Source organism: Lysinibacter cavernae (assembly GCF_011758565.1).
Lineage (GTDB): Bacteria > Actinomycetota > Actinomycetes > Actinomycetales > Microbacteriaceae > Lysinibacter > Lysinibacter cavernae.
In genome coordinates, this window is the sequence record NZ_JAAMOX010000001.1 from 108,026 (window position 1) to 120,280 (window position 12,255).

At 62.2% G+C, this 12,255-nt stretch carries 10 protein-coding genes; 2 read left to right on the forward strand and 8 right to left on the reverse strand.

Features of this window, described 5'->3' with window-relative positions; all coding sequences use genetic code 11:
* Positions 1-31: 31 nt before the first annotated feature.
* Genes FHX76_RS00470 through FHX76_RS00500 form a run of 7 tightly spaced genes read right to left on the reverse strand, consistent with a single transcriptional unit; the run spans position 32 to position 8,112 of the window.
* Complete coding sequence (locus FHX76_RS00470) at positions 32-823, reverse strand: serine hydrolase (protein WP_167146465.1); 792 nt, start codon at positions 821-823, stop codon at positions 32-34.
* A complete protein-coding gene (locus tag FHX76_RS00475; RefSeq protein ID WP_167146467.1) occupies positions 820-1,662 on the reverse strand; it encodes a serine hydrolase in 843 nt (280 codons plus the stop codon). The genes FHX76_RS00470 and FHX76_RS00475 overlap by 4 nt, the downstream gene beginning before the upstream one ends.
* Positions 1,655-2,593, reverse strand: coding sequence for a S66 peptidase family protein (locus FHX76_RS00480; RefSeq protein WP_167146470.1), 939 nt, complete (start codon positions 2,591-2,593; stop codon positions 1,655-1,657). The genes FHX76_RS00475 and FHX76_RS00480 overlap by 8 nt, the downstream gene beginning before the upstream one ends.
* Positions 2,590-4,320 (reverse strand): nickel ABC transporter ATP-binding protein NikE, encoded by a 1,731-nt coding sequence (gene nikE, locus FHX76_RS00485; protein ID WP_167146472.1) that lies wholly within the window; start codon positions 4,318-4,320, stop codon positions 2,590-2,592. Before nikE ends, FHX76_RS00480 begins: the two co-directional genes overlap by 4 nt.
* Positions 4,320-5,234, reverse strand: coding sequence for an ABC transporter permease (locus FHX76_RS00490; RefSeq protein WP_167146475.1), 915 nt, complete (start codon positions 5,232-5,234; stop codon positions 4,320-4,322). Before FHX76_RS00490 ends, nikE begins: the two co-directional genes overlap by 1 nt.
* Positions 5,231-6,265, reverse strand: a complete 1,035-nt coding sequence (locus tag FHX76_RS00495) for an ABC transporter permease (protein ID WP_167146478.1) — start codon at positions 6,263-6,265, stop codon at positions 5,231-5,233. Before FHX76_RS00495 ends, FHX76_RS00490 begins: the two co-directional genes overlap by 4 nt.
* Before the next feature lie 5 nt (positions 6,266-6,270).
* Positions 6,271-8,112, reverse strand: coding sequence for an ABC transporter substrate-binding protein (locus tag FHX76_RS00500; RefSeq protein ID WP_167146481.1), 1,842 nt, complete (start codon positions 8,110-8,112; stop codon positions 6,271-6,273).
* A gap of 220 nt (positions 8,113-8,332) precedes the next feature.
* Between FHX76_RS00500 and FHX76_RS00505 the strand changes: the two genes are divergently transcribed.
* Both FHX76_RS00505 and FHX76_RS00510 read left to right on the forward strand, forming a co-directional pair.
* Positions 8,333-9,652 (forward strand): M20/M25/M40 family metallo-hydrolase, encoded by a 1,320-nt coding sequence (locus FHX76_RS00505; RefSeq protein ID WP_167146484.1) that lies wholly within the window; start codon positions 8,333-8,335, stop codon positions 9,650-9,652.
* Positions 9,645-11,063 (forward strand): serine hydrolase domain-containing protein, encoded by a 1,419-nt coding sequence (locus FHX76_RS00510; RefSeq protein ID WP_167146487.1) that lies wholly within the window; start codon positions 9,645-9,647, stop codon positions 11,061-11,063. The genes FHX76_RS00505 and FHX76_RS00510 overlap by 8 nt, the downstream gene beginning before the upstream one ends.
* 22 nt (positions 11,064-11,085) lie before the next feature.
* Here the strand turns inward: FHX76_RS00510 and FHX76_RS00515 are convergent, their stop codons facing one another.
* Complete coding sequence (locus FHX76_RS00515; RefSeq protein WP_167146489.1) at positions 11,086-12,228, reverse strand: M20/M25/M40 family metallo-hydrolase; 1,143 nt, start codon at positions 12,226-12,228, stop codon at positions 11,086-11,088.
* Positions 12,229-12,255: the final 27 nt, after the last annotated feature.

The following is a 12,255-nucleotide window of genomic DNA, read 5'->3' on the forward strand; positions in this document are numbered from 1 at the left end:
GGGGCTCCTTCGAGCGGTGAGGGGAGAGGGGCTAGGGTTCTGGAGGGGTCCGAGGTGAGCGCATGAGGGCAGCGGCAACTCCGCGGATGCTTTCGTGCGCTGGACCGGGCGCGAGGCCTTCGGTGCAGACAGCGAGCATCGCGCTCGTCGGGTCGCCAGGCGTGCCGATGAAGGCAACGTCGTGTTCGATATCGGTGACCCAGCCGCTCTTGCTGCCACTATCAGTGTTCGCTGGTACGACCGCGGTAATCACCGGATAGGTTTGAGCGCGCAGATGGTCGAGGAGCAGGCTCGTTGAGTCTTGAGAGCAAGCGTTCCCCGAGCAGATCGCCTGCATTGTGGTGGCAAGATCGAGCGCGGATGCCTCGTGAGTGTAACCGGCCTCGCGCGCCGAGTAATCGCCAATGAGCCGAGTCATGCGAGCGGTAGTAGCACCGAGCGAGGCGAAGGCGTTGGTGACGGCGTCGAGCCCAACCAGCTCGGTGAGGATATTGGTGCCCTCGTTTGAGGAGACCGTAATCATCCGTTCAAGACAGGTGGCAAGTGTCACCGGCGACCCAGCGGGAGGGAATCCCTCGTCAATCTCGCCAGGGACAAATTCAAACGGGGGCGCCTCCTGCATTCGGCTCTCGAACTGATGCCGACTTGGCACCTCAGCGGTGAGGCTGAGGTCGCCACGATCAACCGCGCGGAGGACCGCGATTGCCACGCCAAGCTTGATGGTGCTTGCCGCATAGAACACGCGTTTCTCGTTGCGGGCTGCGAGGATCGCGCCGCTGGAGTCGAGCAGACAAAAGGCGATGACAGGGGGCTTGTCGGTCACGGCAGCAGCGCCGTTAACTGAATGGTCGATGAAGCGACGGCTTTGATCGTTTCGACGCCCTCGGCTTCGGCGTAGGCCCGCGTGCAGACGGCAAGCGAGTAGGGAGGAGTTCCATGGAGTCCAAAGAAGGCGACGTCGTGTTCGATGCCGGTGACCGCGCCGGATTTGCTGCCCCAGTCGAGCGAGCCGCCATCGCGAGCCGCAACCGCATCAACTTCGACGCCGATAGCGGGGAGTTCTTGCGCTCGCAGGAGACCAAGGGCAATCTCGGTGAGTTGAGCGTTGAGGAGTGCTCCAGCGCAGAGCAGGTGCATGAGCGTTGCAAGATCGCGGGCGGTTGTGGCGTTGGTGAGCCCTGCGCGGAGCCCTTCACCATCGCTGAACGGGCGTCCCATGACGGTGTGCGCGGCGCCGGCATCGGCAAACAGTTCGTTCACCGAGGTCAGGCCAATGGTCTGCGCGACGAGGTTGGTCGCGCAGTTCGCGCTGACAACGATCATGCGGCGGAGCACGTCTGCGAGCGGCATCGACTGGCCAACAGCGGCCATGCCAGGGTCGGTTTCTTCCGCCTCCATGAGATAGGTTCCGCCACCGGGCGCCGCGCTCGTAAAGGTGTGGCTGACCACGATGGGGGAGTCGAGGCTGAGTCTGCCTCGCTCGACCTCGCGGAGGGCCGCGATGAGCACTCCAAGCTTGATCGTTGAGGCTGAGTAGAACAGGATGTCTGCGCCGCGCTCGGCCCGAACCGTGCCTGACGGCTCAATCAAGCAGAACGCAACGGTTGGGATGCCGTCGGAGTAGTCGCTGATGATGCCTGGGGCGGGAGCCGGGCTAGACAACGGTGATCCTGGGGTGGTCGTCGGCGGACAGGGTCGCTCGCAGTCCGAGAGGCACCGTTGTGACGTTGGGGCCGTGTCCAAACGGGAGCCCCCAGACCAGCGGAAGACCAAGCGGGACAAGGAGTTCTTCCATGAGCGCACGCACCTCTTCTGGTGGGCCGCACTCTTTCCAGGTGCCGAGGGCGATGCCAACCGCACCGTCAAAATAGCCGGAGCGCAGGAGCGAGGTGACGAGGCCGTCAAGGCGGTACGGGCTCTCGGTCACATCCTCGAGCAGCACGATCTTGCCTGCTGCGCGTGCGGCTGGCTGGGTTTTGGCACCGTTGGTCATCGCCAGCAAGCTCATGTTGCCGCCGGTGAGCGGTGCCGTGACCTCGCCGCCTACGAGCGAAACCGCGTCGGGTGCCGTAATGACCTGGCCGGACGCCTTGGTGAAGAGAGCGTCGTGCAGCATCCGGATGTTTGCCTCATCTGAGAGCAGCTCATCGGTAGCGAGCATGGGGCCAAACCAGGTGGGCAGCCCGAGTTTCTGTTCCCAGAACTCGTGGACTCCCGTTACATCGGAGGACCCGATGAGCAGCTTTGGGCTTGCCGAGCGGAGAACGGCCGGGTCGAGATAATCGATCATCCGAACCGAGCCGTAGCCGCCGCGCGCGCAGAAGACAGCAGCGAGGGAGTCGTCGGTCCACGCCGCGGTGAGGTCGGATGCCCGCTGCTCGTCGGTGCCAGCGAGATAGTCTGCCCTCGGATGCTTCGCCAGAACGTGCTCGCCAAGCACGGGCACGAGCCCCCAGCGAGTGAGCAGCTCGACGGAGGCGTCAACAAGCTCTGCTTTACACTGGCTTGACGTTGCAACGAGGCCAACCCTGTCGCCAGCCTGTAGCGGTCGAAGCGTAGCAACCGCTGAACGTGTCACGGTCGAAGTGCTCATAACGGGGTGCTTTCGGTCGTGTCGGCTACGTTCGTCTCTCGCATGTTGCGCGAGGGCACAACGGAGAGGAGTCGACGGGTGTATTCGTGCTGGGGGTCGAGCAGGACATCCTCAACGGTTCCGTGTTCCACGATTTTGCCCTGGTACATGACGGCTACGCGGTCGGCGATGTTCCAGGCGAGGCCGAGGTCGTGGGTGATGACGAGGGCGCCGAGGCCAAGCTCGCATTTGAGTCGAAGCAGGAGCGCGAGTACCTCGGCACGCACGGAGGCGTCGAGGCTTGCAACAGGCTCGTCAGCCACAATGAATTCTGGTCCGAGGGCGAGCGCGCCGGCGATAACAACTCGCTGCCGCTGACCGCCGGAAAGCTCTTGGGGGATGGCCTGAAAATACTTTTCTGGCGGAGTGAGCTCTGCAGCGGTGAGCGCGCTGGCCACGATCTCGCTCTCGTCGCCCTTCATGCCGTGGAGACGCGGGCCCTCGGCAACGGCTTCGTATACGGAATGCCTCGGATTGAGCGCGGCCGACGGGTCCTGCAACACAAACTGCACCTTGCTGCGGTACTGCTTGAGGTCGCGACGCTTATGGGAGAGCGGTTTGCCCCGGTACAGCACATCACCTGAGGTTGGCTGCTGCAGGCCAAGGATGGTGCGGGCGAGCGTCGTCTTTCCCGACCCCGACTGGCCAACCAATGCGATAATTTCGCCAGGACGGCACGTGAGGTCGACGTTGTCTACGGCGGTGTGGCCGCGTTCGCCCCTCCCAAATTGGACGGTGAGGCCGCGAGCCGCGAGTACACCCTCGCCGAGGTCAAGCATGGCGGTTGGTGGGGAGATTGCAACGCTTTCTTCCGGCAGTGGCCCGTCTGGGCCTGGAGCATTGTCAGCGGTGTAGCCGGGAAGCGAGAGCCGCGAGGACCAATCGCCGATAGTGGGGAACGCAGCGGCAAGCGCTTTGGTGTGCGGATGCTGGGGATTAGCCATCACCTCAGCAGACGGACCCTGCTCAACAATTACGCCGTGCTGCATGACAACAATTCGTTCGCAGGTAGACGCGAGTACCGAGAGGTCGTGGCTGATCATGAGCAACGAGAGCCCGCGGCTGCGCACGAGCTCGGCAAGGACGTCAAGAATCTGCGCCTGCACGATCACGTCAAGCGCGGTTGTTGGCTCGTCGGCGATGATGATGTCTGGTTCGCACGCGAGGGCCATCGCGATCATGACGCGCTGCTTTTGGCCGCCGGAGAGCTCGTGAGGGTACGAGGCCCCTTTTGAACGGGGGAGGTCAACCGACGCAAGCAACTCGTTCACTCGAGTGAGCCGTTCCGACTCCTGCTTATACTTTGCCCTGTCTCCCGTTGCGTGCAGGATGAGCGCCTCGCTGATCTGATCGCGAATGCGCTGCACCGGGTTGAGCGAGTGCATCGCCCCCTGGAATACCACTGAGGCTTCCGTCCAGCGCACCGCGCGCAGGCGGCCCCACGTCATATCGGCGACCGACTCGTCGCCGAGCAGGATCTTGCCCTCGATAGTTGCGTTGGCGGGAAGGAGGCGGAGCACGCTCATCGCAAGCGTTGATTTTCCGCATCCGGACTCGCCGGCAAGGCCGAGTGTTGTGCCCGGCTCAAGCACAAGGCTCACGCCGTTGACGGCGTTGACGATGCCTCGTCCTGATTCTTTTTGGGTGGTGTACGAGATTTTGACGTTATCGAACGTGAGCTTTGGCATCAGCGACCTCGCAGCGTTGGGTTGATGACGGATTCAAGGGCTCGTCCGACGAGGGTGAACGAGAGTACAACAACAACAATCGCGATTCCTGGCGGCAGCACGTACCACCAGTATCCGCCGGTTGCAGCGCCGGTATCGAGCGCGAGCTTGAGCATCGAGCCCCACGACACGGAACCGGGGTCGCCGAGTCCGAGGAACGCAAGGGTTGACTCGGCAATAATTGCTGAACCGACCGTGAGCGTGGTGTTGGCAAGGACGAGGGGGAGCACCGCAGGAAGGACGTGCTTGCTGATGACGTGAAAGTGGCTCGCACCAAGCGCCCACGAGCGTTCGATGTAGGGACGAGACTCAACCGTGAGGGTCTGTGAGCGAACCACACGAGCGGTCGATGCCCACGAGGTCACGCCGATCGCGATCACGATGGTGACAACGCCAGGGCCAATCACGCTTGACAACACAATGGCAAGCACGAGTGACGGAACAACAAGAAAGAAGTCGATAACTCGCATGAGCACGCTCTGCGTGATGCCGTGGAAGTGTCCGGATGCCATACCCATGACCGTGCCGATCACCATGGAGACGAGCGTTGCCGCGAAGCCAACAAGCAGCGAGACTCTGGCTCCCCAAACAAGCATGACGAGGACGCTTCGACCCGCTGGGTCTGTGCCGAGTGGCAAAGCCCATGATGGCGGCGCGTTCTGCGGGTTGTCCAGCTTTGTCACGTCGAGCAGCTCTGCCGGGAACAGAATCGGGGCAAGCACCGCAAGGGCGATGACGATAAGCAATATGACAAGGCCGATCAGGCCTGAGCGGTGGGAACGAAACTCCCGCCATACTTCTGCGGCCCGCTGGCGCCGCCGTGCGGCAGCAACGTTGACCTTGCGGGGTCCTGAGAATGTTCGTGTAGTCGTCATGCGGTGCGCAACCTTGGGTCGAGGACCCGGTAGACCAGGTCTGCAATGAAATTCATGAGGATGACGATTGCCGAGAAGACAACAAATGTTCCCTGCAACACGGGGAAGTCGGGGGCGCTCAGCGCCTGGAACGTCAAGAATCCAAGACCGGGCCAGGAGAAGACCGTCTCAACCGTCACCGCGCCGCCGATGAGGCCACCGAGGGTGAGGAAGATGAGCGTGACGGTTGGCAGGAGCGCGTTGGGGACCGCGTGGCGGCGTCGCACTTTGTCTTCTCTGAGGCCCTTTGCCCGTGCCGTTGTGAGGTAATCGGAGGTCATCTCTTCGAGGAGAGATGCTCGCATCACGAGGAGGTACTGGGCGTACACAACCGCCGTCATTGTGAGGGCCGGGAGTGCGAGGTGGTGGAGGACGTCGAGGAAGGCCGCGAAGCCCTCGTTATTTGCCCCTGCCGTGACAATGCCGCCGGTCGGGAACCAGCCAAGGGTTCCCGCGAAGAAGAGGAGCAGCAGCAGGCCTAGCCAGAACGTTGGCACTGACCAGAAGGTCAGCGCGATTCCCGTTTGGACCTTATCGAACATGCTGCCGTGTTTCCAGGCCGCCCGCTGGCCGAGCCAGAGGCCAAGCACAACGGAGAGGGCCGCAGCCGTTCCGGTGAGCAGGAGGGTCGGCCCGAGCCGGTCGCCAATCAGCTGGGCGACCGGCTCGTTAAAGGTGTACGAGAAACCAAGGTTTCCCTGAACCAGGTCGGTGAGGTAGCGCCAGAACTGGCTGAGCAGCGGTTGGTCGAGGCCAAGCTGCTGCCGCAGGATTTCCATCTGTTCTGCGCTCACCCGTCGCCCGTCGGCCATTGACCGAACGGGGTCACCTGGCAGGATGCGGAAGGCAAAGAAGCCGAGCACCACCACCATAATGAGCGACACGAGGGCGCCTCCGGCTTTCGTCGCGGCGTAGCGGAGCCACGAGCTTGCGCGGGGTGGTTCGTCTATATCCGCCGCGGGTATCCCGGAGGCGACCATCGTATCGGCCATGCGTGTTACTCCTTGTTATCCGCTGAAGCGCCGCGGCGGCGTGACACAACGATGACGGTCACGACTCCAATAACTACAACTCCACCGATGATCCACCAGAGGGGGTTTGCACCGCCGCCTGATTCTCCGCCGGAGGTCGTTGACTCAATCGGAGTTGCCGAGTACAGACCCCACGGGCCGTTCTGGCCGAGGATAACACCCTCGCCTTCCGGCTGGCGTACGAAGTCACCAAAGCGGTCGGATCGGTACGCCTGGAGCGACTTCTGGTAGTAGAGCACGTTGTTGACTGCTGCGTTGTAGATGAGCTTCTGGGCCTCAACCACGTATTCGCTGCGCTTCTCCTGGTCGAGCTCTGCGTGCTGCTTCGCGTACATCTCATCGAATTCCGGCGAGCACCAGTTCGACTCGCTCGTGGCTCCCGTGCCGTCGGCGTTGGGGCGCGACGAGCAGAGGTTGATCGACATTTGGAAGTCAGGGTCTGGGCCCATTCCCCAACCGGTGAAGTACAGGTCGTAGTTGCCGAGGGTCGAATCATCGTTGACCTGTGCTGGCGCCTTCATCTCGCTCGTGATACCGATTCCGATGTCCTTCAGCCACGGCTTGATGTAGTCAACCATCTGCTGGTGGGTTGGGTCGGTTGAGCGTCCCATGAGGCGAAGCTGGATGGGGTTGCCAGACTTATCAACGCGGATTCCGTCGGCACCCTTGGTGTAGCCGGCGTCGTCGAGCAGCTTGTTTGCGGCAGCAGGGTCGAAGCTGTAGGGCAGCTCGCTGGCGTTCCAGTGGTACAGCGGGTAGGTCGGGGGAATTTCGGCGGTTGCCGGGTCGCCAAGACCCTGCATGACCTTGTCGAGCAGCGTTGAGCTGTCGATTGCGCGCACGATGGCCTGGCGAACAATGGGGTCTTGCAGCACGGGGTTGCCGTCGCCCATCGGCTGGCCTGCGGAATCCATTGCTCCAGGGTTGATCGCGATGGCCGTGTAGCGGCGGCCGGTTCCCGCGATGGCGGTGATGTTGTCGACCGACTCGAGTGCCTTGTACTGGGCTGGCGTGAGGTCAGCGGCGATGTCAACCTCGCCGGTCTTGAGGGCCTGCACCGAGGCATCCGAGTTCTTAAACGGAACGTAGATGACCCCGCCAACCTTTGGTGCGCCTTCGCGGTAGTTATCGTTTGCCTTGAGCTCTACGCCGCCGGTCTTCGAGTACTTGGTGATGATGAAGGGGCCAGATCCGACGGTGTCTGAGTCGTTGGGGTACGCGGCTGGGTCGTCGATTGTTGACCAGACGTGTTCAGGAACGATGGGAAGCTCAACGCCTGGGTTTGATGCCTGCGGAGCGCTCAGCTCCATAACAACAGTGGTGTCGTCTGGCGCGCTCACCGTGTCAATGTTTTCGAGGAGTGCGCCGTATGCCTGCTTGAGGGCGTCGTTTTCCTTGATCGCCTCGATGGTCCAGACAACGTCTTCGCTCGTGATGGGCTCGTCGTCTGACCATTTTGCGTCTGGATCGAGTTTGAAGGTCCACGTCTTTGCGTCGTCCGAGGTTTCCCAGCTGTCTGCCATGCCTGGGGCGACGGCGTTGTCGCTTGCGGCGAACTGCACGAGGGGCTCGTACTGATAGGCGAGGAGGGCTGTGCTGCTCGCGAGAATGGCGATAAAGGGGTTGAGCGAGTCGATCTCGCCAACCATAGCAACGCGGATGTTGGGGCGGTCAGCTGCGGTTGCGGTTGATGTTGCTGAGCCGACTCCCACTACGCCGATTGCAACGGCCCCGAGGGCTGCCGCAAAGCGGCGACCGCGATGCTTTCTCCCTCGTGGTGTTGTGGATGAAGCGTCTGGTGTATTCATGTAGCACTACTTCCTCTTACGTTTCACAAGTTTGCAGTCTTGGTACTGTCTCTGCGACCCAATCGCCGAAAGGCTATGTCTAGTTTCCGCAGAAAATCGAGGAAAGCAACACCACCATTGGGATTGATGGTTACAACTTACAAAACAAGCATACGAAACGCAAGGCATCAATATACTGAGTTGGTGCCGCAACGTCGCGGTGCTACTCGAAAGGAGCAAAATGTGGTCGATTCCAGCAGCGTCAGCCCTGTGCGCGCAGCTTATCCGCTTCGATACGTCAAATTTTGGCGAGGGCAAGAGTGCCGGAGAACGGGACATCGCTGAGTACATTTTTTCCCTTCTTGCTGAGGCGGGATACGAACCGCATCTGCTCGGCCCAACCGAGGAACGTGCCTCCGTTGTTGTCCGGGTGGAGGGCGAGCATCCTGAGCTTCCCGGCATCCTTGTGCACGCGCACACGGATGTTGTGCCTGCCGACGCCGCTGAGTGGACCCGTGACCCCTTCGACGGCCGGGTCGAGGATGGCTACGTGTACGGGCGCGGCGCGGCCGATATGAAGGACATGGTCGCGATGACGCTCAAAACGCTGCTCGAGTGGGCGAGTGAGGGAGTGCGGCCACAGCGGGATGTTGTTGTGGTCTTTGTAGCTGACGAGGAAGACAAAGGCGAGTACGGCGCGTTGTGGCTTGTCGCCGAGCATCCAGAGCTGTTCAGAGGGGTTGAATGCGCAATTGGGGAGTCTGGTGGCAACGCAACCCCACTTCCTGCCGCCGACGGGAGCACCGTGACGCTGTACCCAATCGCGACGGGCGAGCGGGGCACCCTGCACATGCGGCTTCGCGCAGAGGGCGTTCCAGGCCACGGCTCGCGCCCGCAGCCCGACAGCGCGATCACACGCCTCCTTGGGGCCTGCTACCGCATCAACTCTTTTACCTGGCCTATTCAGCTCACCGAAACGGTGCGCGACTATATTTCGGTGGGGTCGACGGCACTCGGCCACGAGCCTGATCTTGAGACTGAGGACGGCATCATGGCCGCGATTGAGGTGCTTGGTGAGGCTGGAGATGTCGCACGCGCGACCATCCGCTGCTCGGCAACAACTACTGTGCTGCGTGCCGGTTATAAGACCAACGTTATTCCTGGGTCTGCCGAGGCCGACGTTGATGTGCGTTGCCTGCCAGGCACCGAGCAGTTTGTGCTTGACACGATCGATGAGCTGCTCGGCGAAAACGTGACGAGGGAGTTCCTATCGCACCAGTCGCCAGTCTCGTCGTCGCCGCACTCACCCTGGTTTCTTGCAATGCGTGATGCGGTGCTTCGTTCGAATCCCGATGGCGTTGTTGTTCCCGTGTGTATGGGCGGCGGAACCGATGCAAAAGCGTTTGCGGCTCTCGGGATTGAAACCTTTGGGTTCACGCCGCTGACCGCTGACCCTGATGGCCGCACCTCTGCGGGTGTTCACGGGATCGACGAGCGCGTGCCTGCATCCTCAATTGATGGTGGGCAACTGGTGTTGAAGGATTTTTTGCAGCATGTCTAGGGCCAGCGGTGATGCCCGGCCGGATGAACGCCTGTCGCAGCTTGCGGCCGGACGCGTTGCGGCGCTGAAAGCCCCCGCATCGTTCCTTGCCGTAGCTGACGCGCAGGGAGGCCTTCGCTGCGGAAGCAGTGGCGACAGCGGTGGGGGAACCGAGCCTGCGCTCGACACGCAGTTTCGTATTGCGTCGTGCACAAAATCGTTTACCGCCGCACGCATACTGCAGCTCAGGGATGCCGGACTGCTTGATCTTGACGCCCCGATCACGAGTCTGCTCCAAGGCCCCCTCAACCTGCTGCTGCCGGATGAGTTCAGCACGACCCCAACTCCGCGGATGCTGCTCACGATGAGCGCCGGGTTTGCGACCGATAATGAGTGGGCCGACCGGCAAGAATCGCTTGGGCAGTCAGCGCTCGACGCGTTGCTCGCCGGCGGCGTCCGATTTATTGCGGAGCCGGGGACCCAGTACGAATATTCAAATCTTGGCTACGCGATCTTAGGTCGCATCGCTGAGGAGATCTGCGGCCAGCCGTTCACCACGCAGGTTGAGCAGTTTGTGCTCAAGCCGCTTGGGCTCGACTCGATTCGCTTTGCTGTCGATCCAACGAGGGACACCGCCGTTGGATTCTCATACCAGGCAGAAACCTGGGTTGACCAGCCGCTCACGGGCCCCGGCGCGTTTTCGCCCATCGGTGGGTTATTTGCCTCTGCTGCTGAGCTCATTCGCTGGGGACAGTGGCTGGCAGATGCGTTCGCGCCCGGCGCTTCCGACGAGGTATTGTCCGCCAGCTCGCGACGAGAAATGCAGACCTCTTGGGTTCAGCGGCCGAGCCCTGACCTCGTCATTGGCTATGGCTTCGGGGTGTTTGTCGAGCAGGACCCTGCGCTTGGTACGGTGGTTTCTCACTCTGGAGGCTACCCAGGGTTTAGCTCGCATATGCGCTGGCGCATCGACTCTGGCACGGTTGCGGTTGGGTTTGAGAACGGAACCTACGCTGGCGTGTTTGAGCCGGTTAGGGCGGTTCTGCTGGATGCGGAGGGGGCGGATGCAACCGCATCCGCTGGACTCCAGAACAGGTCGAAGCGGGGCAAGGCGGGAGCGCCGTGGCCAGAAACTCAACGGGCCGTTGACCTGGTGACCGACCTTATTGGTGCTTGGAGCGATGAGCGTGCAGACGAGGTGTTCACAAGCAACGTTGCGGCTGACCTGCCCTACGCGCTTCGGCGGTCGAACATCGAACACGTTGTGGCGGAAATCGGTCGGCCATTTCGTATCGAAGACGTTGAATACCCGACAGCGGCTGCGGCCAACTGGCGTGTGCGGGGGAGCGGCGGAGTCCTGAACGTCGCGATCACGCTGCATCCGCTGCATCCGCCGCGCGTTCAGTCGCTGGAGCTCAGCACGGGCGATTGAGGTGGGTTGGTGTATTCCCTGACTACGCCAGGTGCCAAATCTCGGCCAGCAACCGTGCCCGTTGGCCGAGCGAGGCAACAAGAATTGCCTCGTTCGGAGCGTGCGCGCCCCTGCCGTCAGGACCGAGCCCGTCGATACTTGGGATGCCAAGAGATCCGGTGATGTTGGTGTCAGCCGCCCCTGCAGCTGGCCCATGGCTGAACGTGATGCCAACGGCTTCGGATGCCCGTTCAACGGCGCCGATGAGTTCGGCAGCGACGTCGGAGGCTTCCCAGCACGGGCGGTTCGAGAGGAGTTCGGCGACGACGATCGCTCCGGCCCGCACTGGGGAGGGCGAGAGGAGCTTCGGCAGTAGTTCAGCCTCAACCGCTGCGCTCGTAAAGCGCAGCCCAATCTCTGCGCTGGCGCGCCCTGGAACAACGTTTGCGCGGGTGCCGCCGGTGATTGAACCCACGTTGCAGAGCATCCCGTCGACCCCCTCAACCTGTGAGCGGAGCCATACGAGTTGGTCAACAAGCTCATCGATTGCCGAGACGCCGGATGCCGGGTCGAGTGCCGCATGGGCCTCGCGCCCTGTCACGCTCAGCCTGATGCGGGTGCTACCCCAGCGCGACGTTTTGATGCCGCCGCCGGGATGAGGAGGCTCGAGCCCGATCGCGGCGTACACCGCGCCCCGCTGCGCCTCGACGAGGTGGCGTGCGGTCGGAGAGCCGATCTCTTCGTCCGCGACGAGGAGCACGCGAAGCGGGCGTCGGTCAGTTGAGGACTGCTGTGCGATTGCTATCGCTTCAAGCAGCGCGACGATGCCGCCCTTCATGTCGTAGCTTCCCGGCCCGTGAAACCAGCCGTCTTCGATGATAACGGGGGCCTCTGCGAGGCGGCCGACGGGCCATACCGTGTCGTGATGGGCGAGGAAGAGGAGCGGCAACTCATCTGCGCGGGTGCCTGCGCCTGGCACCGAGATTGTCCAGTGATTGCCGGTGTCTGATGGATGTGTTTCTGCTGTCGCCCCGAGCGCGCGGAAGTCATCGGCGATGATGGCTCCGAGCGAATCGAGCCGTGCGCTGTCGCCAGTGGGGGATTCGTGCTCGACGTACCGTCTGAGGCGGGTAGTGAGACGGTCCAAAAGGGCTTGCGACTCGTCTGAACTGAGGTGTATGTTCATAGATATGTAACCTATCCGTGACTTGAG